This is a genomic window from Dysgonomonas sp. GY617 (genome assembly GCF_015233815.1).
GTDB lineage: Bacteria > Bacteroidota > Bacteroidia > Bacteroidales > Dysgonomonadaceae > Dysgonomonas_A.
Genome location: NZ_JADCLR010000003.1, coordinates 240,459 through 265,897, shown reverse-complemented (window position 1 = coordinate 265,897; position 25,439 = coordinate 240,459). Strand labels below are relative to the sequence as shown.

At 34.4% G+C, this 25,439-nt stretch carries 22 protein-coding genes; 3 read left to right on the top strand and 19 right to left on the bottom strand.

What is annotated here, in order from left to right:
- Positions 1-113: 113 nt before the first annotated feature.
- Positions 114-428 carry a hypothetical protein gene (locus IR022_RS05310; RefSeq protein ID WP_050710906.1) on the bottom strand — a complete coding sequence of 105 codons (315 nt, stop codon included), beginning with the start codon at positions 426-428 and terminating at the stop codon, positions 114-116.
- 142 nt (positions 429-570) lie between these two features.
- Here IR022_RS05310 and IR022_RS05305 point away from each other — a divergent pair, with 142 nt between their 5' ends.
- Positions 571-924, top strand: coding sequence for a cupin domain-containing protein (locus IR022_RS05305; protein ID WP_194202901.1), 354 nt, complete (start codon positions 571-573; stop codon positions 922-924).
- Positions 925-981: 57 nt separating this feature from the next.
- Here IR022_RS05305 and IR022_RS05300 read toward each other — a convergent pair whose 3' ends face one another.
- From IR022_RS05300 to tsaD, 13 genes are all read right to left on the bottom strand, one after another.
- Positions 982-2,271, bottom strand: a complete 1,290-nt coding sequence (locus IR022_RS05300; protein ID WP_194202900.1) for a solute carrier family 23 protein — start codon at positions 2,269-2,271, stop codon at positions 982-984.
- A 73-nt stretch (positions 2,272-2,344) separates the two neighbouring features.
- Positions 2,345-3,466: an aspartate aminotransferase family protein gene (locus tag IR022_RS05295; RefSeq protein ID WP_194202899.1), complete on the bottom strand. Its 1,122-nt coding sequence runs from the start codon at positions 3,464-3,466 to the stop codon at positions 2,345-2,347.
- A gap of 68 nt (positions 3,467-3,534) precedes the next feature.
- On the bottom strand, positions 3,535-4,911 hold the full coding sequence (locus tag IR022_RS05290; RefSeq protein ID WP_194202898.1) for a MutS-related protein: 1,377 nt from the start codon (positions 4,909-4,911) through the stop codon (positions 3,535-3,537).
- Positions 4,912-5,031: 120 nt separating this feature from the next.
- Positions 5,032-6,000, bottom strand: a complete 969-nt coding sequence (gene argC / locus IR022_RS05285) for an N-acetyl-gamma-glutamyl-phosphate reductase (RefSeq protein ID WP_194202897.1) — start codon at positions 5,998-6,000, stop codon at positions 5,032-5,034.
- Between the two features lie 240 nt (positions 6,001-6,240).
- Entirely contained in the window at positions 6,241-7,443 is a 1,203-nt protein-coding gene (argG, locus tag IR022_RS05280; protein ID WP_194202896.1) for an argininosuccinate synthase, read from the bottom strand.
- Positions 7,440-8,045 carry a GNAT family N-acetyltransferase gene (locus IR022_RS05275; RefSeq protein ID WP_194202895.1) on the bottom strand — a complete coding sequence of 202 codons (606 nt, stop codon included), beginning with the start codon at positions 8,043-8,045 and terminating at the stop codon, positions 7,440-7,442. Before IR022_RS05275 ends, argG begins: the two co-directional genes overlap by 4 nt.
- 29 nt (positions 8,046-8,074) lie before the next feature.
- A complete protein-coding gene (gene argR / locus IR022_RS05270; protein WP_194202894.1) occupies positions 8,075-8,533 on the bottom strand; it encodes an arginine repressor in 459 nt (152 codons plus the stop codon).
- Positions 8,534-8,656: 123 nt separating this feature from the next.
- Positions 8,657-9,796 carry a glycerate kinase gene (locus IR022_RS05265; protein WP_194202893.1) on the bottom strand — a complete coding sequence of 380 codons (1,140 nt, stop codon included), beginning with the start codon at positions 9,794-9,796 and terminating at the stop codon, positions 8,657-8,659.
- Between the two features lie 164 nt (positions 9,797-9,960).
- Positions 9,961-12,297 (bottom strand): glycoside hydrolase family 3 N-terminal domain-containing protein, encoded by a 2,337-nt coding sequence (locus IR022_RS05260; RefSeq protein WP_194202892.1) that lies wholly within the window; start codon positions 12,295-12,297, stop codon positions 9,961-9,963.
- 49 nt (positions 12,298-12,346) lie between these two features.
- Positions 12,347-13,369: an acyltransferase family protein gene (locus IR022_RS05255; RefSeq protein WP_194202891.1), complete on the bottom strand. Its 1,023-nt coding sequence runs from the start codon at positions 13,367-13,369 to the stop codon at positions 12,347-12,349.
- Complete coding sequence (locus tag IR022_RS05250) at positions 13,366-14,598, bottom strand: M48 family metallopeptidase (protein ID WP_194202890.1); 1,233 nt, start codon at positions 14,596-14,598, stop codon at positions 13,366-13,368. Before IR022_RS05250 ends, IR022_RS05255 begins: the two co-directional genes overlap by 4 nt.
- Positions 14,599-14,657: 59 nt before the next feature.
- Complete coding sequence (locus IR022_RS05245; protein ID WP_194202889.1) at positions 14,658-15,332, bottom strand: hypothetical protein; 675 nt, start codon at positions 15,330-15,332, stop codon at positions 14,658-14,660.
- 69 nt (positions 15,333-15,401) lie between these two features.
- The gene (gene tsaD, locus IR022_RS05240; RefSeq protein WP_199330270.1) at positions 15,402-16,418 is read right to left on the bottom strand and encodes a tRNA (adenosine(37)-N6)-threonylcarbamoyltransferase complex transferase subunit TsaD; all 1,017 of its coding nucleotides are present in this window, start codon (positions 16,416-16,418) and stop codon (positions 15,402-15,404) included.
- Between the two features lie 232 nt (positions 16,419-16,650).
- On the opposite strand from tsaD, the gene IR022_RS05235 reads away from it, so the two are divergent.
- Both IR022_RS05235 and dnaB read left to right on the top strand, forming a co-directional pair.
- Positions 16,651-17,667 carry a hypothetical protein gene (locus IR022_RS05235; protein ID WP_194202888.1) on the top strand — a complete coding sequence of 339 codons (1,017 nt, stop codon included), beginning with the start codon at positions 16,651-16,653 and terminating at the stop codon, positions 17,665-17,667.
- A 198-nt stretch (positions 17,668-17,865) separates the two neighbouring features.
- Entirely contained in the window at positions 17,866-19,320 is a 1,455-nt protein-coding gene (gene dnaB / locus IR022_RS05230; protein WP_194202970.1) for a replicative DNA helicase, read from the top strand.
- 60 nt (positions 19,321-19,380) lie between these two features.
- Here the strand turns inward: dnaB and IR022_RS05225 are convergent, their stop codons facing one another.
- From IR022_RS05225 to IR022_RS05205, 5 genes are all read right to left on the bottom strand, one after another.
- Complete coding sequence (locus tag IR022_RS05225) at positions 19,381-19,869, bottom strand: GNAT family N-acetyltransferase (RefSeq protein WP_199330269.1); 489 nt, start codon at positions 19,867-19,869, stop codon at positions 19,381-19,383.
- A gap of 108 nt (positions 19,870-19,977) precedes the next feature.
- Positions 19,978-22,164, bottom strand: coding sequence for a glutamine synthetase III (locus IR022_RS05220; protein ID WP_194202887.1), 2,187 nt, complete (start codon positions 22,162-22,164; stop codon positions 19,978-19,980).
- Between the two features lie 29 nt (positions 22,165-22,193).
- Entirely contained in the window at positions 22,194-23,426 is a 1,233-nt protein-coding gene (locus IR022_RS05215) for an LL-diaminopimelate aminotransferase (RefSeq protein ID WP_194202886.1), read from the bottom strand.
- Between the two features lie 60 nt (positions 23,427-23,486).
- Complete coding sequence (gene dapF / locus IR022_RS05210; RefSeq protein WP_199330268.1) at positions 23,487-24,326, bottom strand: diaminopimelate epimerase; 840 nt, start codon at positions 24,324-24,326, stop codon at positions 23,487-23,489.
- A gap of 512 nt (positions 24,327-24,838) precedes the next feature.
- Positions 24,839-25,372 (bottom strand): O-acetyl-ADP-ribose deacetylase, encoded by a 534-nt coding sequence (locus tag IR022_RS05205; RefSeq protein ID WP_194202885.1) that lies wholly within the window; start codon positions 25,370-25,372, stop codon positions 24,839-24,841.
- Positions 25,373-25,439: the final 67 nt, after the last annotated feature.

Genomic DNA, 25,439 nt, shown 5'->3' with positions numbered 1-25,439 from the left:
TGTGAACAAAGTTAATCAAAAGTATACAACTAATAAAGACAAAATTCTTTATTTAAGACATAAAATAAAAAAGGTTGATAATTAAATTACCAACCTTCCTATCATAAGTGATTTTATTTTTTCTTTTCATCGTCCAGATAGTCGCTTGCCTTTTGTGAAAGATCGCGGGCTGTACGTTTAGCTTGTATTGTAAGATCTTCTACTTTATCTTCGATTTTATCTGAGTACTCACGAGCTTTATGTGAAATTACATCGAATAACGATTTGGCTTGCTCTCTTAGATCACCATATTTTCCTTTGAAAAATTTATCCCAATCTATTTCAAGACCTTCTTTATCCATAAAGTCTTTCACTATCGTTACAACTTTTACAGCTTGTTCTTCCGATAAACCTGCTTCTTCTTGTAATCTTTTTAGTAAGTTTTCCATATTATTTAATATTAAAATTATTCTTATGTTCTTATAACGCCAATGTATAAAAAATAGTTTAACAAACTATGGTTATAATTGCGAATCATTTGAATATTTTCAGATAAATATCTACCTTGTTCTGAAATATAAATACAAAACAATGGAACAGATTAAAAGTAAACCTTTCTTTCTAAAAGATGAAGAACTTGTATATACTGCCGATAAGGGTATAATACGTCAATTTGTAGGGTATAACAATGAGATAATGACAGTGAAAGTAATCTTTGAAAAAGGTGCTATTGGTTATCAGCATTCGCATCCTCATGTGCAAACGGCTTATATTGAATCGGGAGTGTATGAAGTTACAATAGATGGAGAAACTAAGACTTTAAAAGCCGGTGATGGTTTTTTTGCAGAACCTAATATTATGCATGGCTTAGTTTGTTTAGAGGCAGGTATTATTATTGATACTTTTAGTCCGGTAAGAGAAGATTTCTATGAGACGATAAAATAAAGAGAGCTGTTATTAAAACAGCTCTCTTTATTTTATTATTTAAACGCCAGTTCTCTTTTAGTCACCGCTAAACATATCTTTAAAATCGACAACTTGTTTTCCCGGTAATATTTGATTTAATACTACTCCGATAATAGAAGCTAATGCCATACCTTCGAGCGAAAAGTGACTTCCGATATGTATTGCCGCTCCACCTATGCCAATAACAAGAATAACTGATGCTATAATGAGGTTTCTCTTTTGAGAAAAGTCTATTTTATTTTCAACAAGCATTCTCAATCCGCTAGATGCTATAATTCCAAATAGAAGTATAGATACTCCACCCATCACAGGTGTAGGAATGGTTGATAAAAGGGCTGATACTTTACCGCAGAATCCGAAAAGGATAGCAAAAAAGGCAGCTCCAATAAATAGGTATATACTAAATGCTTTTGTGATAGCAAGTACTCCGATGTTTTCGCCATAAGTAGTATTGGGAGGTCCTCCGATGCAAGCAGCAATCATAGATGCTACAGCATCACCAAATAAGGATTTGTGTAATCCTGGATCTTCTAGCAAATCTTTCTCTACAACTTTACTCAATACCAATTGATGCCCTATATGTTCGGCAATAGGTACAATAGCTACAGGAACCATGAGTAAAAATACCCTCCATGTGAAGTGAGGTGTAAAATGTACAAAAGGAATTTCGAAAGGGGGTACTTCAAACCAGCTGGCTTCTATAACTCTTTGAAAATCGACAATTCCCATTATGAGAGCAAAAATGTATCCTCCGATGATTCCCATTAATACAGGAACCACACTTAAAAATCCTTTGGTAAATATGGCAAATACAATGGTTATGACTAGTGTTACAAGTCCCACTAAAACGTAATCTATATCGTATCCCCCATCGTGATTGGTAACCATGCTGACTGCTACGCTTGATAATCCTAGTCCGATTACCATAATTACGGGTCCTACTACAATAGGTGGTAATAATTTCATCAGCCATTTAGTCCCAGTTTTAGCAATAATTAAAGCAACAAGAGCGTACACGATTCCCACAAGGAAACTTCCTACCATAATACCTGCATATCCTTCAAATGCTTTTATTGCTATAAGCGGATTAATAAATGCAAACGATGATCCTAAATAAGAAGGTACTTTTCCACGAGTTATTAAAATAAAGGCTAATGTACCCAAGCCACTTGAAACAAGAGCAACTGCAGGACTCATACCTGTAAGGGCAGGAACTAAAACTGTTGCCCCAAACATGGCAAAGAGATGTTGGATACTTAGTAAGATCCATTGATGAAATTTAGGCTTCTCATCTATTCGAAGAACTATTTTACTCGAAGGCTTCATGGTAATGATTTGATTGATTTTATTTTTAGGCAATAAAAAAGCACCGCTAAAATAGGTGCTTTTTTAATAGGAATTATACTATCTGCTTAAATTTAGTCAGAAATACATCGGCTTGCTCTTTCGTTAAGCACAATGGAGGCAGGAGGCGGAATACATGAGTTCCTGTTGAGCCTGTAAATACCTTATCTTCGAATAGAAGCTTTGATCTTTTTTCTTTAATAGGTTCGTTCATTTCGATACCTATAATAAGACCACGTCCACGCACTTCTTTTATTCCTGATATTTTTTTTAGTTCCGTGATTAAATATTCTCCTATATTTAAAGCATTCTCAACCAACTTCTCTTTTTTCATTATATCTAATACTGCAATAGCAGCAGCACAAGCTAAATGATTACCACCAAATGTGGTTCCAAGTTGTCCGTAAACAGCTTTAAACATAGGGTTAATCAAAACACCAGCCATAGGGAAACCATTACCAATACCTTTAGCAACAGTTATAATATCAGCTGTTATATCAGCATACTGATGTGCAAAGAATTTACCACTACGTCCGTAACCTGATTGAATTTCGTCCAGAATAAGGATTGTTCCGGTTTCTGTACAAACATCACGAAGTTCTTTTAGAAACTTATCGTCTGGAATGTGAATACCTGCAACGCCTTGAATACCTTCTATGATTACAGAGCAATATTCTTTTGTTGCCAATTCTTTTTTGACGAATTCAATATCATTGAACGGAGCAAATGTAACATTTGAGTTATCATTTACAGGAGCAGAATATGCAGGAATATCTGTTGTTGCAACAGTTACAGATGTACGTCCGTGAAATGCTTTTTTAAAGGCTAGAACTTTTTTTCTACCATTGTGAAAAGAAGCCAACTTTATTGCATTCTCATTTGCTTCGGCACCCGAGTTGATAAGAAAAAGGAAATAATCAGGATAACCGCATTGTTCTCCTAATTTTTGAGCAACTTCTTGTTGCAATTCATTGATAACTGAGTTTGAATAGAAACCAAGTTTATTTAATTGGTCTGTTATTTTTTCCACATAATATGGATGTGTATGACCTACTGAAATTACCGCATGTCCGCCATAAAGATCCAGATATTCGTTTCCTTTTTCATCATATACATAACATCCATTTCCTTTTACTATGTTAAGGTCGAATAATGGAAATACATCAAATAGTTTCATTTTATACTTTATATTAAAGGTCTTAAACCTATTTATTACTTATTCTTATTTCTATTTTAGAAAGTAATCTAATCGTTGCTTTCTATATTATCACTTTTGGGTTCGGTTGTCAATACTTCATTTATCATCTCCACTACCCTTTCTTTACGAATTATGTACATGCCCAATCTATCTGTCGATATACCATTTTTTAATTTATAGGTATAGGTAGGATGTCCATCAACTTCACGTATCTCAAAACTTCGGAAACTTATATTATCATTTGCACTTAAACTTTCGGCTGCTTCTATTATATGTGTAGATATAACGAAGAATGAACTTTTGATGCGTGCAAATGCCGACACTATGGCTAAAGTACCATCATAGGCATCTTTTACGTTTGTTCCTCTAAATAGTTCGTCGAAAATAACCAGTAGATTATTATTTTCTTTCAGTTGATTAGCAACATACTTTACCCTCAGAACTTCTGCGTAGAAGTGGCTGTAACCCGAATGTAAGTCATCAGATATATTGATGGTAGTACATAACCCTGATATAAGACTCAATCTCATGCTTTTGGCAGGGACAGGAAATCCTGCGTGTGCCAAATATGCAGAAACACCCAAGGCTTTTAGAAAAGTTGATTTCCCAGCCATATTGGGTCCCGTGATGAATAATAGATTTGACTCTCCTCCGAAGCTAATATCATTTGCTATCGCATCTTCTACAAATGGGTGAAAAAGTCCTTCGAGTTCAAGACAATTTGCTGATTTGGGTAAAACTTCGGGATAGCAAAGATTGTACTTATCAGCAGCATTAGCTATTGCCTGAAAAGCATCGTATTCATATATGAGATTGATTAGAAATTGAATATTTCTACTTTGTGAGTGTCTGAAAATAGAGTCATACACATCTATATCGTAAGCCTTTAGGCTTTTTAAATCAAGAGCACTTTGAAATTCTGATAAAGCAAATATTTCGAGAACCTTATCATTGTCTTTCTTTAATAATATAGGGCAATGATTAGCTTTTTCTTCATTAACCAAATTTAGAGAAAATTCGTACAATGATTTTAGAATCACAATCATAGAGTTCACTCCGTTTTTTACAACATAGTAGCTTTCTGTCGGATTCAGTGTATTCATTATTTTTCGCTCCGCCGACCATACTTTTGATGCACGTCTGATAGATGCACCTCTGTCTTTTAGGTAATATACTGCATAATCGAGAGCATCTTTATCAATCGTCAATCGTGATGTCACATGATGCTGAAAAAACAGAACAGCCTCTTTCCTTTCGTTTATTTTTTGAAGATCAGTCATTGGCTCTGCCAAAAAGCGATACAATTTGTCTTGACCTCCTTTACATGTAGTCAAGTTAAACAGGTCAAATATCGATTTACCACTTTTGTATGTACCAAAAATGTCTAGATCCTTTTTTGTCTGGTCGTCTATCTGAAAGGGCATAGGCGCGATGTTTTTAATTAATAAACCTAGTATTCGATAAAGTTATTTTTTTATAAGACTCTTTTGTCATTAGCTCAAAAACTGAATATCTCAATTTAGAAAATAAGATATTACTTGATCTTAAAATCCTGTTGCTTTCAGCTTTAATCCCTCTGTTTCATCTAAACCAAAGATAAGATTTAGATTATGAACAGCTTGCCCCGAAGCACCCTTCACTAGATTGTCGATGCAAGAAAGAATAAGCAGTTTATTACCATGCTTCTCTACATATAAAACACATTTGTTAGTGTTGACAACTTGTTTTAGATCAGGATTTTTATCAGTTACTATAACAAAAGGGCTATTCTTATAGAAGTCTTCGTATAGTTTACGAGCATCTTCTTCCGAACCTTCAAAATTCAGATAAATACTGGCGAATATACCACGAGTAAAATTACCGCGAACAGGTATAAAATTAATATCTTCAGAGAAATTATTTTGAAGTTGAGTCAATGATTGACGAATTTCGCCTAAGTGCTGATGTTCGAAAGCTTTATATACTGAAATATTATTCTCTCTCCAACTAAAATGTGATGTTGCCGAAGGTTTAACCCCTGCCCCTGTTGATCCCGTAATTGCATTTACATGAACTTCGGTATTCAATAATTGAGCATTAGCTAAGGGCAGTAAAGCCAATTGTATAGCTGTTGCAAAGCATCCGGGATTAGCAATTCGTTTTGCTTGCTTTATTCTCTCTTTGTTTAATTCGGGTAAACCATATACAAACTCATGTTCTGCCGATTCTTTACGGTAATCAGTAGACAAGTCTATAATTTTCAAATTCTCAGGAACTTTATTTGTATCCAAGAATTTTTTAGTGTCACCATGTGCTGTACAGAAAAAGAGTACATCTATTTCGTTATATGGAAGCTGATCTGTAAATTTCATATTAGTTTCACCAAGTAAACCTCCATGAACATCGGTTAGCTTATTTCCTGCATTACTAGTACTATTAACGAAAACTAGTTCTACTTGAGGATGATTAATCAATAAACGAATCAATTCTCCTGCTGTATATCCTGCTCCACCTATTATTCCTGCTTTTATCATTTTATTTTGATCGTCTATTTAGTAAATAAAAGTATTTAGTGTTATATCACTAAATTATAAATAGGTTCGAGACCCATAGTTATAAAAATAAGAGTTTTTTTAGAAGTATCTTGTCGTTTGTAGAAAAAAAGAACAACAAAGATCTTAGAATTACCTACTACTTTAGTAAGTATAAATGCAACAGATAGTTATAATTAAATTCTGTTGCATTAAATACTTATTGTTCCTTAAAGTGGTTTCTTAGGCTTTATTATTTTTCTTTTGTACGCTGTGAAATACTTTTGTAGGGATAGAGTAAATTTTAGTAAAGCCTTTTGCATCATCAGCACTCCATGCTTTATTTATTTCTCCATATTCTCCAAATTCGGCTTTCATTAAGTCAAAATCGCTGTCAACACCAACTAGTACATAGTTATAAGGCATTAATTTGATAGTAACTGTACCTGTTACATTGTCTTGAGAACTTGTAAGGAAAGCCTCAATGTCACGCATTACAGGTTCAAGGTATTGTGCTTCATGTAGAAACATTCCGTACCAATTGCCTAATTGCTCTTTCCAGTATTGTTGCCATTTGGTAAGAGTGTGCTTTTCTAGCATTTTGTGTGCGTTGATAATTACCAACGGTGCAGCAGCTTCGAAACCTACACGTCCTTTAATACCTATAATGGTATCACCAATATGCATATCGCGACCTATTGCAAAAGCCGAAGCTATTTCTTCAATTTTATTAATCGCCTCTATTTTATTAGTATATTTTTTTCCGTTTACTCCGGCTATTTCTCCTTGTTCAAAATCAATGGTTAGAATCTCCGATTCTTTTTTAATCAATTGAGAAGGATATGCTTCTTCGGGTAAGGTTTGGTTCGATTTCAATGTCTCTTTACCACCTATACTTGTTCCCCAAAGACCTTTATTTATAGAGTATTCCATTTTAGTGAAATCTGCTTCATAACCATGTTTTTTAAGATAATCAATCTCATATTCACGGGTTAAGATCATATCACGTGTTGGAGTTATTATTTCTATTTCGGGAGCTAATACATCAAAAGTCAAATCGAAACGTACCTGATCGTTACCGGCACCTGTGCTGCCATGTGCAACTGCATCAGCACCTATTTCTTTTGCATAATTAATAATGGCTATTGCTTGAAATATACGTTCAGAACTTACAGATATTGGATAAGTTCCGTTTCTCAGAACGTTTCCAAACACCATATACTTGATGCTCTTCTCGTAATATTCTTGTGTAACATCTAATGCTACGTGTTTTACTGCTCCTAATTTATAGGCTTTTTCTTCAACTACCTTTAGTTCGTCCGGCGAGAAACCTCCGGTATTAGCTATAGCTGTATATACTTCGTATCCTTTTTCTTCGGACAAATATTTGGCACAAAATGAAGTATCTAATCCTCCACTAAAAGCTAAAACGACTTTCTTTTTCATTGGTCTGTATCTTTTAATTTTTTCAGTAAATCTTTTATCTCCGGCTTATCTTCATGTGTTTTTGGATCATAAAGCATTGCAGTACAAATACAATATTTGCGGTCTGTGCGGGTCAATACATCATAATTAACACAACCTTGACAACCTCTCCAGAAAGCTTCGTCATCCGTTAATTGAGCAAAAGTAACAGGTACATACCCCAAATCGGTATTGATTTTCATGACAGCAGCACCCGACGTTAACCCAAATACCTTTGCATCAGGAAATCTATGACGACAAAGAGCAAAAGCCATCTGCTTGATACGTTTAGCTAAACCATGCCCTCGGAATTTATCAACAACAATAAGCCCCGAATTGGCAACAAATTGTTTATTACCCCAAGTTTCTATATAACAGAAACCTGCAAATTCTTTCCCGGCAAGAGCGATGATCGATTTGCCTTCTTTCATTTTAAGCTCCACATACTCGGGCGAGCGTTTGGCTATACCTGTACCACGCACCTTTGCGGCTGCTTCTATTGTATCTAATATAGTCTGAACATATTCGATATGTTTATCGCTGGCTATTTCGATAGTTATTTCTGGTTTTAATTCTTCTTTCATTTTTTTATCTGTCGATAAAATATTGTTGATCATTTCATATTTGGAATAAAGGAGGAAAGAGATGCTAGCACTTCTTCTCTGCTAATATTATCTTTGGGTATTATTAATATCGTATCGTCTCCGGCAACAGTACCTAGTATCGTTTGGTTAGCTTTTGAATCTATTTCTCCGGCAATAGCCATAGCATATCCGGGGCGAGTTTTTATAACTGCCAGTTGTCCAGAGAATTCAATACTAAGAAAACCAAATGATGATAGAGGCATTATATTTTCGGGCGAATTTACAATTGCATCAGCCAATTGGTATGCATAATTACCTCTTGGTGTTGGTGCTTTTATAATTTTCAGCTCTTTTATATCACGAGAAAGTGTTGCTTGTGTCACATCAAACCCTTTGTTTATTAGGGCATTTAGAAGCATATCCTGATTGGTTATATCCTCAGATAATATAACTTCTTTGATGGTTGTATGTCGGATTTTCTTTCTCATTTTGAATAAATATACATTTTATTCTGCAAATTTATACATAATATTGTATATTCAAACATATTTGAGATTATTTTTTGTATATATTGATGCTAAAAAACGATTTTGTATTAAGTAAAGGTGCTTTTATTTAATTAGAAGTATGCGGACAATATTTTCGATAGTTCTTTCAACATTTTCTTTTCCTTTCGAAAGAGCTTCTTCCAGAGAAACTGCTTGTGGTAAAATTCCCAAAATAGCATCAAAGCCACAGTCATATAGTTGATTTATACCTTCACCTATATATCCGGCAATGGCAATCACTTTTTTGTTTTCAGACTTAGCTACTTGAGCAACTCCATAGGGAGTTTTTCCGTATTGTGTTTGAAAATCAATACCACCCTCACCTGTAAATACAAAATCTGCTTGTTTGATAATTTCTTTTAAGTTGGTGTAGTTGATGATAATATCTATACCTCGTTTTAGTTTTGCATTTGTAAATGCAAGAATACCTGCACCCAAACCTCCAGCAGCTCCTGCACCGGGAATGTTTGCAATATCTTTATTTAGTTGTTGTTTTATTATTTCAGAATAATGATAAAGTGCATTATCTAAGATTTCTACCATCTGAGGTGTAGCTCCTTTTTGAGGACCAAATACTTTAGATGCTCCTGTTTCGCCATACAAAGTATTAGTTACATCACAGGCAACTTCCATTTCAATATTATCTAAACGAGAATCAAGTTTCGATATATCAATTCTCGCAAGTTGAGATAGTGCTTCGCCTCCAAATGGTAATTCACGATCTTGTTTATCTAAGAAGCGTGCACCTAATGCTTGGGCAAGCCCCACTCCACCATCATTGGTTGAGCTGCCTCCTATTCCTAGGATTATTTTCTTTATGCCTTTATCTAAACATGCTATGATTAATTGACCTGTACCATATGTTGTGGTAATTAAAGGATTACGGGTCTTTTCATTTATATACTGAATACCACTGGCGGATGCCATTTCTATTGCAGCGGTTGTTCCATCTCCCAGTATTCCGTATTGGGCAATAACAGGAGTATTTAGAGGACCTACAACTTCAAGGTTATATATTGTACCGTGGGTTGCATCTACTAATGATTGAACTGTACCTTCTCCCCCATCTGCCATCGGAACTTTGATACAGTTTGCATTGGGAAGTACCTTTCTTATGCCTTTTTCCATAGCCTCACATACTTCTTGTGCAGTCATAGAGCCTTTAAAAGAATCTGGTGCTAAAACAAATGTTAGATTTTCCATCGGTATTTTTATATAAAGTCTGTTTGTTTTCTGAATGCAATATAAAGTTAATAAAAAAGCTCCTGAAATAATTTTATTTCAGGAGCTTTCTGTAAATGATATACTTTCGATTTATAACCGATTATTTCTGTTGTGCTAGCTAAAGTAATAAAAGGTCTGAACCCTTAAATAGTCTCAATGTTTACTACATCCTCTAATTTAATATCTTCAGAAGAAGAGCCTATCATAATTTTGAATTTTCCGGGTTCTACAATTTGTTTCATTTGCTGATCAATGATTGAGAAATCGTTTTTAGAAAGTTCAAATGAAACAGTTTTACTTTCACCTTTTTTCAGATTAATACGTGAGAAGTGTTTTAGTTGTTTTACCGGACGAACTGTAGATGCAACTTCATCGCGTATATAAAGTTGAGCAACTTCATCGCCATCAAAATTACCAGTATTTGTAATTGTAAATTCTGCCGTGTAACTTGTATTATTTACTTTGCGAATAGCTAGATTACTATATTCAAAAGATGTATAGCTTAAGCCAAAACCAAAGGGATAAAGTGGAGCTTGAGTCATTTCTACATAATCATGGCTCTTTGGATTTCTCTGATTATAATATACTGGTAATTGACCTACTGAACGAGGTACAGAAATAGGCAAACGACCTGCGGGGTTATAATCTCCAAATAGAATATCAGCAATAGCGTTTCCTCCCTCTTGCCCTGGATACCATGCTGTAAGAAGTGCATTTGCATTTTCATCAGCCCAGTTCATATTTAATGGACGTCCTTCAATATATACTACAATAACAGGGGTACTTGTTGCTTTTATTGCTTTTAATAGATCAAGCTGTTTTCCCATTAAGTCTAATGAGACTCTGTCGTATCCTTCGCCACTTTCCATATCGCTGATATTGTCTTTTGAAGCAACGGCAGCTCCTGTGTCAATATATTTTGTCTTGAAGTCACGAGCACTTGATCCTCCTACTACAACTATTGCAACATCTGCATTTTTTGCAGCAACAACAGCCTCTTGTATTTCTAGGTTTGTAGTATCTCTGATTGCTGTTCCTTTTACATATTGAATCTGAGAAGCATTCAGTTTTGATTTAATTCCATCTAAAACTGTCTTTATATTATCTCTTTCTTGAGGTGCTGTATAATCTCCTAATTGATTATAGATGTTATCGGCATTAGGTCCTATAACGGCTACTTTTTTTATGTTCTTGTTTAGAGGTAAAATATTCTTTTCATTTTTAAGAAGAGTAACAGACTCTTGTGCTACTTTACGAGCTAAATCAATATGTTCTTGGTTTCTGATATTTGTAGCTACTTGTTTTACATCTACATAAGGATTTTCAAAAAGTCCCATTGCAAACTTCAACCTAAGAACATGTCTAACTGCTTCATCAATAACAGACTCTTTTACTTTGTTGTTTTTCACTGCATCAATTAATAGAAAGAAAGCATTTCCTCCTAAATCAACGTCCAATCCTGCATTAGCGGATAAAATAGCTGCATCCTGTATATTGTCTACAACATGGTGGCTTCCTTTCAGACCTTCGATACTACCAAGATCAGAAACTGTAAAACCATTAAATCCCCATTCTTTACGAAGTACATCTTTTAAGAGGTACTCATAAGAAGTACAAGGAATACCATCAATAGAATTGTATGCAGTCATCACAGATAATGCACCTGCTTTTACTGCTGCTTGAAAAGGAGGGAGATAATTTTCTCTAAGGTCTCTCATTCCTACACTATTTGGGTTTCCATTATGACCACCTTCGGGTACACCATAAGCCACAAAGTGTTTAAGGGTTGATATAAGGCTATTTTCTTTAGTTAAATCGCCCCTACCGAAACCTTTTACAAACGCTTCGCCCATGCGAGCTATCAAGATTGGATCTTCTCCATAAGTTTCTTCGGTACGAGACCAGCGAGGCTCTCTAGCTAAATCAAGCACAGGACCATATCCAATGTGTGAACCTTGTAAGCGAGCTTCTTGTGCGATTGTAGAACTCATTTTAGTTAATAACTCAGGATTCCAAGTTGCAGCCTGACCTATGGCAGTCGGAAAAACAGTTGTTCCGATAGCCATATGTCCGTGAGGACATTCTTCAGCTAAGAAGATAGGAATTCCTAAACGTGTATTTTCTATAATATATTTTTGAAGTGCATTTCCTGCTTCAGCAGCTAAAGTAGGATTTAATCCGTTTTCTAATGTTTTCTGAGTCCATGGATCAGCACGGAAGGTTGCCCACAGCATACCGATCTGTCTTTCTTTTACGATATCTTCAAATTTCTTTGACTGTGTAACTTTATCGCCTTTTATCTCGTACATCTCCCATCCTAGTGGGCAAAGTAGCTGACCTACTTTTTCTTCAAGAGTCATGCGACTGACTAAGTCTTTAGTTCGTTCTTCCGCACTCAGTTTGGGATTTTTATACTTTGGTTGAGCATATGTATGTCCTAAAGATAAGGCTATACATAAAAGCAGTAATGTGTATTTCATCAGATAATATTATTTAATTATTAGGTAATTGCAATTATTGATATATCTTTTATTTCTTCAATGGAAAAATTCTGCTCATAAAGAATTTATTAAGTCTCGGATAAATTATCTTTTCTACTAAATAACTGAAAATAAGACAAATTATGAAATAAAATAGATATACAAGTCGGCTTCGTCCAAATAAAAAGTGTAGAAAAGTGGCTTCATGGACTAGAAACCAATGAGAAATATATATAACATAAGACATACTTGCAAAAGGGAGGAATAACCCAATTGTTTTATTAAAAAATTTCCAATTTGCTTTATACCATAGTATACCTATACATATTGCAAATAAGCCCCTCCAAAGGTGTGTGTTGAATAGGAATTCTTTTCCATCGGTTGGCTCAGTAAAAGTTATAATTAAAGCAGAAGCTAGAAGTACTAATAAAGGATATTTTAAATTGACAAAGGATATTCTTTTGTTGGATAAATATAACCTAGCTAATTCTACCCCAAACCACCAGATAACCATATCGATCATCAATTGAACAATGAAAACAGGATAAAATTGATATAATATACTAGAGATTATTCCTAAAGTGTAAATAATTATTGAAGACTTTTCTTTTAATTTATTGATGATAAAGAAAAATATCATATAATACCACCATTCATAGGCTAAAGACCACAGAGGTCCATTATTGAAAAGAGGAGCAAATATTGAGTCTGGCTGATTTGTATTTTGGAGCATTAGCAGATTGGTTATTAATCGAGGTATGGTAAAACCTTCCACTCCAAATTCCATTAATTGCACAAAATAGTTTGTTATAAAAACAAATATCAATGGAATGTATATTCTAAAGAATCGTTTAAAGAAATAAGATTTAAATGATTTATCTTTAGCTCGTTCATACGATAATTGAATAACAAATCCTGATATAACGAAAAAGATTGCAACTCCTAAATCTCCATAGTTCCAGATGAAATTGTATTCTGCTAAAGCATAAGATCGATCATGAAAAACATGGGCAAAGGTTACGTATATTGCAACGAATCCTCTAAGAGCTTCAATTCTGGTTATTTTGTTCATTCTTGATTATTAAGTCTAAGTCGCTCGATGCGTTGCAAAAGAGTTGGGTGTGAATAATAAACGAATACATTCCATGGATCAGGATTTAGATTACTTAAAGCTTCCACAGATAGTTTCTTTAGACCACTAATTAAAGAATCGCCTAAGCCAAAGCTTGCTGCATATGCATCTGCTTCATATTCATTCTTGCGACTTGCCATATTCATTAATAATCCGAGTAATAAGGATATAGGAGTGAAGAGAATTGAGAAAGCTATAATTCCTAGATGAAAAGATGGTATTTCGCTCCCTAATGCTAGTGCTAAAGTGGAGTTGTTTAAGAAAAAAGATAATATAAAAAGTAGTACTCCTATATATAATATAGATGTAATGAGATGCTGAATGATATGTTTTTTCTTGTAATGTCCTATTTCGTGTGCTAGTACAGCTACTATCTCATCTGTGGTTAGATCATTTATTAAAGTATCGAATAAAACAATTCTTTTTTTACTGCCTAAGCCTGTGAAATAAGCATTTGCTTTAGTTGATCGCTTTGATGCATCCATCACATAAATGTTCGTAAGCTCAAAACCGGCTTTTTGAGAAAATTTTTCAATAGCATTTCGTAGTTCTCCGGGTTCAAGAGGAGTTTGCTTATTAAAAAGGGGTACAATGATGTTGGAATAAAATAAAGTCATAAATAGAGAGAATGCTGTAATAAGCCCCCAAGCATACAACCATGCGTAATTTCCGAAGCCATTATAAAACCAAATCAGAAGAGTTAATATCAATCCGCCTAATATTACGGAAAGGATTAATCCTTTTAGTTGATCAATCCAAAATATTTGTAGTGTAGATTTATTAAATCCATACTTTTTCTCTATAACGAAAGTGTCATAAAGAGAAAATGGTAATGATATGATTTCGTTACCAATATATAGGATGCCAATAAATGCAAGAGAAACCAAAATACTATTATGGATATATCCTCTTACATATTGATCGAGATAACCAAATCCATTAAAAACAAGAATGAGCAAAATTATTACAAATGAAACGAATCCGGAAAATAGTCCAATTCTACTATTCTCTTTCTGGTAAGCTTGTTGTTTTTGATATTTTTCTTGGTCGTATATTCCGATTAATTGCTCAGGAATATTAGGGTTCATTCGTTTTCTATTTCTATATGCTAGATATTGAGTCCAAAGAAAATCAAGAATAACGAATAATAAGATTGTGTAATATATCATATAATAATTTTAGGTTCTAAATAAATAGTATTCCTTTATTATAGGGAATACTATTCGTATTATTTAGGGTCGCTCTTTATAGAGCAGATGTACCCCGTGTATATTGCTATACCATAAAATACTAAATCCATAAATTGAAATGTTTCTTTTACGATCATAATTATAGTATCACTATCGAGGCTAGAGAATGCTTCTGAATAGCTAAAATTTACTTCATCTGCAATTAAGCAAATCGAGCTGATAAGATTACCTATAAAGCATGTCAGTAAAGAAAGTATTGCTCCTATTACACCATATATAGGTGTTATTCCTTTGCCTAGTTTCTGAATAGAAAATCCGACTGCAAAACCTACACCTATAGCCATATAAGTGATTTGATATTTGGTTAGTACAGTTATTAATGACCATACAAGAATACATAGAACTGAAGCTAATACTCCACCAACCAATCCCATTGGTAAATTTTGTTGTGCTCTAAGCTCTTCAAGGCTAATGGTATCTCCCACATTGCCCTGAATCATATTCATTGCAGTCTCATTATCAATTATATTGGAATTATTATTTTCACTATTTGGCGAAAACAATGATCTGCTGTTAATTACTTCACGCTCATTGATAGTAGATGGCTCGCTTAGATTACTATCTTCTGATATTTCATTATGAGTGATATCAGTTTCTTCAAAGCCTTTGTTATAATCGTAATCGTGAATTTCATCAAAATCCCTGTTGCTCATAAATCAAATATTTAGTGTTAGTGTATGATTTGAAAAGTCTAATTCTTAGACATTATAAACAAAATGAAACTAAACTGTTACCCTAGCAAAAGGTGCAGCATCCATAGAACAAAACTCGTTGTCTAAATATTTATAGTGTCCCGATATAGCTACCATGGCAGCATTATCTGTTGTATAGCCAAACTTAGGTATATGAATTTTCCATCCAAAACGTTGGGCATGGTCTTCAAAAGCATCTCTCAGTCCTGAGTTTGCAGAAACTCCACCAGCTACAGCAACTTCTTTTATGTTTAAATCTTTAGCTGCTTTACGTAGCTTATCCATTAATATATCAATAATGGTTTTTTGCAGTGATGCACACAAATCTTCTTTATTATTTTCAATAAAATCAGGATCTTTTTTCAATTCATCCCTTAAGAAATATAGGAAAGAAGTTTTCAAACCACTGAAACTGTAATTATAACCTTGGATGTGTGGTTTATTGAATCTGAATTTATCAGGGTTACCTAGATTTGCCAATTTATTTACAATAGGTCCTCCGGGATAGCCTAATCCCATAACTTTCGCACATTTATCAAATGCTTCTCCGGCAGCATCATCAATCGTTTGCCCTATAATTTCCATCTTTTTGTGAGACTTAACAACAATGATTTGAGAATTTCCTCCTGATACCAGTAAGCATAAGAAAGGAAAAGCTGGCTGATCTTGGTCGTCTTTATCTTCCTTTATAAAATGTGCTAAAACATGTGCTTGTAAGTGATTTACATCAATCATCGGGATGTTCAATGCTGTAGATAGCCCCTTAGCAAAAGATGTTCCCACTAAGAGGGAGCCCATTAAACCTGGACCTCTGGTAAAAGCAATGGCAGTAATATCTTCTCTTGATATACCTGCTTTCTTTAAAGCTTCATCTACTACGGGGATTATACTCTGTTGGTGAGCTCGAGATGCTAGCTCGGGAACAACCCCTCCATAGCTTTCGTGAACTTTTTGACTGGATATGATGTTTGATAGTAAAACACCGTCTTGTATTATAGCGGCAGCGGTATCATCGCATGATGATTCTATACCTAATATATTAATCATAATAATTATAGCCTTTATATATAAAATTGTTATACAAATGTATGGGTTTATTTCTGTTTCTCAAATAGTAAAATCGCGATATAAATACATTAAATTAGCACAAGATACTATTTATCAGGTTATTTATTATTAAGTGTCACTTAGACCTTTTTTTGAAATAAATTTATCTTTATATCCAAAATTTATTTAACTTTGCCTCGTACAGAAATTTTACGCAGATTCTTAAATTAATATGAAGTATGTTATCACTTTACTCTTCCTTTTCGTTTCATTATCATCACTGTATAGTTGTACCAGCAATAGTAAACAACGGAATGACTCTGCATCGATACAAAATCAAGGCGAATTAATTAGCATTAAGCGCTTCGATCAGGATTTATATAGATATTTACAAAACCCATCTTCACTACAACAAGACTCTCTAATTGGGTCATACGGAAAGTTTATGGAAGCTTTTGGGACTGTAACTATTAATAATTCTGATATTAGTGTTGCGTCTTATTTTTCTGACTTAAAAGGCTATTTCTCAAATCCGATGCTTTCTCAAATATACAAGGATGCTTTGGATACGTTTAGTGTGGTGCTTCCATATGAGAAAGAATTATCAGTTGCAGATGAACTTATTCGAAAGTATTTTGCAGGTAAGCAATTGCCTACTTTAGGAATGCATGTCTCGGGCTTTAAAGCTAATACAATTGTTCTAGCTGATTTTATTTCTATTTCTTCTGATAGATATCTAGGTACGGATTATTCAGGTTATAAAGATTTTTTTGAAGACTATCAACGTCAGCAAATGAAACCGGAAATGATTAGTCGAGATTATCTTAAAGCGTGGATTCTCACAGAAATACCAATTTCCAATAAGCGTAAGGATTTATTGGCGGAAATTATAAATGAAGGAAAAATTCTATATACTTTGCAATTACTTCTACCTAATTGGGGGGAGGCTGCCTTAATTGGTTATACTTCTGAACAACTAGACTGGAGCAAGAATAAAGAAAAAGAGATATGGAAAGTTACAGTTGATCAAAATTATCTGTTCACTACTGATTATATGACTATCTTAAAGTATTTGGAGGAAGCTCCATATACAGCAACAATTTCAACAGATTCTCCAGGTCGATTAGGTGCATGGATTGGTTGGCAGATAGTAAAAGCATATGCTGCAAATACTGGTGCAAGTTTAGATTCGATAATTAAAGAATCGGATATGCAAAATATTCTCAAGCAATCAAAATACAATCCTTGAAATATAGACGCTTAATATATTGATATTTAAGTAAAATATCGAAAATACAGATAAAGTTATTGACATTTAGTGTTGATAACTTTATCTTTTTATACGAATAAATTTAATGTATCTTTGGAATACTTTTAGGTAAAACTCATTATGGAAAATAACAAGAAAGGTCAGCAACGCAAAGGAGGCCGAGCCAAAGATAATACAATGCAAAGTCCGGAGATCGGACGAATTCAACCACAAGCAAGAGAATTAGAAGAGGCTGTTTTAGGGGCGCTTATGCTCGAAAAAGATGCTTATTCATTGGTGAGTGACATCTTGAAACCTGATAGTTTTTATGATACTATACACCAGATAGTGTATCGTGCTATTGTAAGTTTAATATCTAAACAGGCTCCTGTGGATATGCTTACAGTAGTAGAAGAATTAAAGAAGACAGGAGAGTTAGAATCCGTAGGAGGTCCTGTTTATATTGCTCAACTTACTGAAAAAGTGGCTTCTGCGGCACATATAGAGTTTCATGCTCGCATTATAGCTCAAAAATATTTGGCACGTGAATTGATTGGTTTTTCTTCGGAAATAACTAATAAAGCTTTTGACGAAACATTTGATGTGGATGACTTGATGCAGGAAGCAGAGAGTAAGCTATTCGAGATGTCGCAAGGTAATGTGAAAAAGGATGTGCAACAGATTAATCCGGTTATTAAAGAAGCTTTACAGCTTTTGGAAATCGCAGCCAATCGTCCAGAAGGATTAAGCGGGTTGCAAACAGGTTTCCATAATCTAGATAAGATTACTTCGGGTTGGCAGAATTCTGACTTGATTATTATAGCAGCTCGTCCTGCGATGGGAAAAACGGCTTTCGTTTTGTCTATGGCTAAAAATATGTCGGTAACATATAATTATCCTGTAGCATTATTCTCTCTGGAGATGTCAAACGTTCAGCTGGTAAATCGTTTGATCGTAAATACTTGTGAGATTCCCGGTGAGAAGATAAAGAACGGTCAGCTTGCCCCATATGAGTGGGAACAGCTAGACTTTAAGATAAAAGAATTATATGACGCTCCCCTATTTATAGATGATACACCAAGTTTGTCGGTATTCGAATTAAGAACTAAAGCACGTCGTCTTGTTCGTGAGCATGGTGTGAGAATGCTTATTATTGACTACTTGCAGTTGATGAATGCTAGTGGAATGGCTTATGGTAGCCGTGAACAAGAGGTAAGTATGATTTCTCGTTCGCTTAAGGGGTTAGCAAAGGAATTGAATATTCCTATTATCGCTCTTTCGCAGCTTAACCGTGGAGTTGAGGGACGTACAGGTATTGAAGGTAAGCGTCCTCAATTATCTGACCTTCGTGAGTCGGGAGCTATTGAGCAGGATGCAGATATGGTATGTTTTATACACCGTCCTGAATATTATAAAATATTGGAAGATGAAAAGGGTAATTCTTTATTAGGAATGGCCGAAATTATTATAGCAAAACACCGTAATGGTGCAACCGCAGACGTTCTACTTCGATTCAAGAGTGAGTTTGCTCGTTTTCAGAATGTGGAAGACGAATATAATGCCGATGGAGCACAATTCATGTCTAAAATGAGTACTACTCCTTCTGCTGAAAGCTTTCCTCCTATGTCAGGTAATGATGTTGTTCCATTCTAATTTATCCATTCGCTTTTTAATAGAGAATAGTATAGTCGGCTAACATAGTTATTGTTCATGTTAATCTCTTAGTGTGCCTTCATATTTGAAGCCGACTTTTCTTATTACTCCTTTTGATGCTATATTGTTCTCCTTATGACAAACTTGGATTTTGTGGAAATTGATTTTCTCAAATCCATATTGAAGAATATTTTTTACAGCCTCAGAGGCGTATCCTTTGCGATGAAATTTACTTCCAATACAATATTCTATTTCTCCAAAATGATTTTTACTGTCTACAAGAAAAAAAGCTATTTGCCCGATGCAGATCTGGGTTGATTTCTCTATGATTGCCCATCTATAATAGCTTTCTTGAGAATAAGATGTTATGTAGTTGTTTAGCAATTCTTTTACTTCCTCTTCAGTAGTGTATATGGGTTCCGAATACATAGATTGTATATTAGGGTCACTTACCCAATAATCAAGCATATTTTTGTTATCATCATAAGAGAATTGTCTTAGAGTTAAATTTTTAGATTCGATCATTTGTGTTCCGCAGTGTGTAAGCATAGTTTTTTTGTATAATAGGTTATTTCAAAGACTCGAAAAAAGGAATAAAAAAGGCTATCTTATTTTATTAAGATAGCCTTTTTCTATATAACTTATTAAAGAAGAGTATTATCTCAAAAACAATAGCTCTCTGTACTTAGGTAGAGGCCACATGTTGTTATCAACAATAAGTTCTAATTTATCGATGTGGTAGCGTATCTCGTCTAAGAATGGAGCTACGGCATCGTGATATTCAATTGCTTTTTCGCGTTCGCTTTCTATGTTATTTGCTTTTTTACGAGCATCAATCATACCATGTACTTTTGCATTTACAGCATTTACATGAATTGATATTTTTTCGATTAAGCGAATTTGTTCTTCTGCCATTTCCTGGAATTTTACAGGATCTGTAAATATCTTTTGTAGGTTGGCTACATTTTCCAATAGAATAGATTGGTATGTAATAGCTACGGGGATAATATGATTAAGAGCTAAGTCTCCAAGAACACGAGATTCAATTTGGATTTTCTTAACGTAAGTTTCCCATTTCACTTCGTTACGAGCATGAAGTTCTACTTCTGATAGAATGCCCGAAAAAGTTTTGATACTTTGCTTTGAAGTATAGCTATCGTAGATAACAGGTACACTTGTTTCGCAATCTAAACCTCTTTTCTTAGCTTCAACTTTCCACTCATCACTATATCCATTACCATTGAATCTGATGACTCTTGATTCTTTGATATATTTTTTCAGGATTTCGTATAAAGCTTCTTCTTTCGATTTGCCTTTGTTGATAAGTGCATCAACTTCAATTTTGAAAGTTCTTAATTGTTCGGCTACCGAAGCATTTAATGCAGTCATTGCCGAAGCACAGTTTGCAGACGATCCAACAGCTCTAAATTCGAAACGGTTACCTGTAAAAGCAAAAGGTGATGTTCTGTTACGATCGGTATTGTCTAGTAAAATCTCTGGAATTTGACCTACACCTAAACTTACTCCTTTTTTATCGTCAACAACAATTGCGTCTTTTACGCTACTGCTTTCAAATTTATCAAGAATATCACTTACTTGTGTACCCAAGAATACAGATATAATTGCAGGAGGAGCTTCGTTTGCACCTAAGCGGTGAGCGTTGGTTGCAGAAGATATCGATGCTTTTAGCAATGCATTGTTTTTATGAACGGCAGCTAAAATATTTACAATAAAGGTAATGAATTGAAGGTTTTCCTCAGTATCCTTACCTGGAGAAAGAAGATTAACACCTGTATCTGTTCCTAATGACCAGTTGTTGTGTTTGCCCGATCCATTGATGCCTTTAAATGGTTTTTCATGAAGAAGTACACGGAAAGAATGGCTACGAGCTATTTTTTCCATTAATGACATAATCAATAAGTTTTGATCTACTGCCAAATTACATTCTTCATATATAGGAGCTAACTCAAATTGGTTAGGTGCTACTTCGTTGTGACGTGTTTTTACAGGAATACCCAATTCGTATGATTGGTATTCAAGGTCTTCCATGAATTTCAATACACGTTGTGGAATTGATCCGAAGTAGTGGTCTTCCAATTGTTGATTTTTTGCACTTTCGTGACTCATCAGAGTTCTACCTGTTAAAGCTAAATCAGGACGAGCTGCGTATAAATCTTCATCTACAAGGAAGTATTCTTGCTCCCATCCTAAGAAGGAATATATTTTAGATACTTGAGGATCAAAATAGTGGCAAACATCCATTGCAGCTTTACTTACAGCTGATATAGATTTTAATAAAGGAGTTTTATAATCCAAAGACTCTCCTGTATATGATATAAATATAGTTGGTATACATAGGGTATCGCCAATAATAAATGCAGGTGAAGATGGGTCCCATGCCGAATATCCACGAGCTTCGAAAGTGTTACGAAGACCTCCCGATGGAAAGCTAGACGCATCTGGCTCTTGTTGAGCTAATATTTTTCCGCTAAACTCTTCGATCATACCACCATTTCCGTCGTGCTCTACAAAAGCGTCATGCTTTTCGGCAGTACCATCAGTTAATGGATGAAACCAGTGAGTGTAGTGTGTAGCTCCATTTTCTAAAGCCCACATACGCATACCCGCAGCAACATGCTCGGCTATTGCTCTGTCTATAACTTCTCCTTTGTCTATAACTTTGGTTATAGCTTTGAAAGTAGCTTTAGACAAATACTGAATCATTGTCTTACGGTTAAAAACTTTGTTTCCAAAATACGCTGACGTTTTTTCTTTAGGCTTCTCAACCTCTACGGGTTTTCTGTTTGCAGCAGCAGCAACAGCTTTAAAACGTAACTTTGACATATTAAGCTAGTTTAATTGGGTTTTGTTATTTAGAGTTTTATTTTTTTTAGTCGAAGAACGGCTTCTTTTGTATTTTCGAGTGTACCAAAAGCAGTTAGTCGTAAGTAGCCTTCGCCACTAGGACCAAAGCCTACTCCGGGTGTTCCTACCACATTTAGCTCATTTAGGAGATAATCGAAAAATTCCCAAGAAGACATACCATTTGGAGTTTTCACCCAAATGTAAGGAGAGTTTATACCTCCATATACTTTTAATCCTTGCTCAGTAAGGCCTTCTCTTATTATTTTTGCATTGTTCAGATAATATTCAATAGTATCTTTCACTTGCTTTTTTCCTTCGGGAGAATAGCAAGCTTCGGCTGCGCGTTGAATTATGTAAGGTACACCATTAAATTTAGTTGTATGGCGACGATTCCATAATTTATTTAAAGAAACTTCCTCACCTTTGCTAGTATATGCCATTAAATCTTTAGGCACAACTGTATACGCACAACGTGTACCTGTAAATCCTGCGGTTTTTGAAAAACTGCGAAATTCAATAGCTACTTTTTTAGCTCCTTCAATTTCGTAAATACTATGAGGCACATCATCCTCTGTGATATATGCTTCGTATGCAGAATCAAATAGAATTAAAGCTTTGTTTTCTAATGCATAATCAACCCAGACTTTCAATTCGCTTTTAGTAAGCGTAGTTCCCGATGGATTGTTTGGATAGCATAAATAGATAATGTCAACTTTAGTAGTTGGTAATTGGGGTACAAAGTTATTTTCGGCAGTACAAGGTAAATATACAATTTTATTCCATTTACCGTCTGCGCCTAAATCGCCTGCACGACCAGCCATTACATTAGTATCGATATATACTGGGTATACAGGGTCAGTAATAGCTACAATATTATCTGTACCTAAAATATCACCGATATTACCTGTGTCACTTTTAGAACCATCGCTGACAAATACTTCGTCAGTTTGAATATCTAATCCGTGAGCTTTATAATCATTTTCTACAATTTTGTTAACTAAAAAGTCATAACCTTGTTCAGGACCGTATCCTCTGAAAGTTTCGGCAGAAGCCATTTCATCAACAGCTTTATGCATCGCATCTATAGAAGCTTGCGGAAGAGGCTTGGTTACATCGCCAATACCCAAGCGTATAACATCTGCTGTGGGGTTAGCTATTTTAAATTCGTTTACTTTTCGAGCTATTTCCGAGAATAAATAGCTTCCCGGCAGTTTCGTATAATTTTCGTTTATCAATACCATTTGTACTAACTATTTTATTGGTATATTTTTCAATTAAAAACAATAAAAAGGTCTGAGACCTTATAAAATTGTTCCTTCAAATACAGTTACGGCTTCACCGGTCATATATACGTGATTGTTACTTTCACGCCATTCGATATCCAAATCTCCACCTAATAAATGTATTTTTATTTTTCTATCACAATGTCCGTTTAATATAGCAGCAACAGCCGCTGCACAAGCACCTGTTCCGCAAGCAAGAGTCTCCCCTGCCCCACGTTCCCAAACACGCATGTTTAAAGTGTTACGATCTATAACCTCTATAAACTCGGTATTTGTTTTACGGGGAAATATTGGGTTTGTCTCGAACTTTGGACCTAATACAGGTAAATTAAAATCTTTGATTCCTTCTGTAAAAACTACTGTATGAGGATTTCCCATAGATACACAAGAAATTTGCCACTCTTTTCCATCGATGTTTAGTGGATAGTTAAGAACAGGATTCTGAGTAATATTTACAGGGATTAGAGTTGGATCGAGAATTGGTTCTCCCATATCTACTGTTACTTTGCGAGTTTTAGAGTCTCCTTCAAGCAATGTGATATATTTAGTTCCAGCTTTAGTTTCTAATGTAATTTCTTTTTTGTTGGTTAGTTTATTATCATAAACGTATTTACCAACACATCGGGTTGCGTTTCCGCACATTTCAGCTTCAGAGCCATCGGAGTTAAACATTTGCATTCTGAAATCACAACTGTTTGATGGTAATATAAGAACAAGACCATCTGATCCTATTCCGAAATTTCTGTTGCTTAAGCTAATTGCAAGTTGCGAAGCATTTTCTATATTTTCTGTCAATCCGTTGACATAAATATAGTCATTTCCTGCACCATGCATCTTTGTAAATTTCAAGTTTTTCATCCTTTTAAATAGCAACTTTTTAGTCTGATATTTTTTATACTACAAAAGTGATATAAATTATTTAATCTCGCAAGATTTAATGTGTATTTTTTATGTTTGTTGTGATAAAAATATCATTTTGAGATTATTTGTTTTTTATTTGTTTCAAAAAGATAGTTAAAGTGATTGCTTGCTGAAAATATACTAACTTATTATATTTAAGATAGATATTGTCTTATTTCCTAAAATAGAATAACATGAGATTTATTGTAGTAAATAAGCACACAAATTTCTATTATAGTTAATATTATTTGTAAGGCAGTATTTTGAAATATTACAGATATTATAACTGTCTGGTTTTTCTTTGAATAATGAAAAACGAATCTGATTAATTCTTGCTTTTAGAGATATTACAGCTTTAGATGATTTGTAATTTAAACTTTACTTTAGGATTTAAACCAAAATACCATCTTGCTAGATTTTTACTGATTATATTGTCATAATATAAGTGAGGAATATATCTTTAGGTTGTTTCAGATGGCTAATATTTCTTGGTATAACTTGTAGTTTTCATCATCAAAGCACACAAAAATAACAGTCTTTAATTGGCTACTTTCCGTTTCAAGGAAAGATTTTACTGCATTAATTGTAATCTCAGCAGCTTCGATTTTAGGAAACTTATAAACTCCAGTACTTATATTGGGGAAAGCAATGGAAGTTATTTGCAGATCTTTGGCAATATTTAATGAATTATAGTAGCAATTAGCAAGAAGTTGGTTATTGTTCGTATTGCTTTTATTCCATATGGGACCGACTGTGTGTATTACATATTTTGCAGGAAGTAAACCAGCGGTAGTATATACAGCTTCACCCGTTTTGCATCCACCTTGCTTGCTTCTAATGATTTTACATTCTTCCAAAATTTGGCTACCACCTTTTCTGTGAATGGCTCCATCAACTCCTCCGCCACCAAGTAAAGAAGAATTTGCAGCATTAACTATAGCATCTGCATGAATTGTTGTTATGTCTCCTTTTATTAATTCTATAGCTGTGTTTTTAATTTTCATGTGTTGGATAATTTAGGGTTTCAAATTATTTACTCACTAACACAAAATTACTCAATAGAATGCTTGT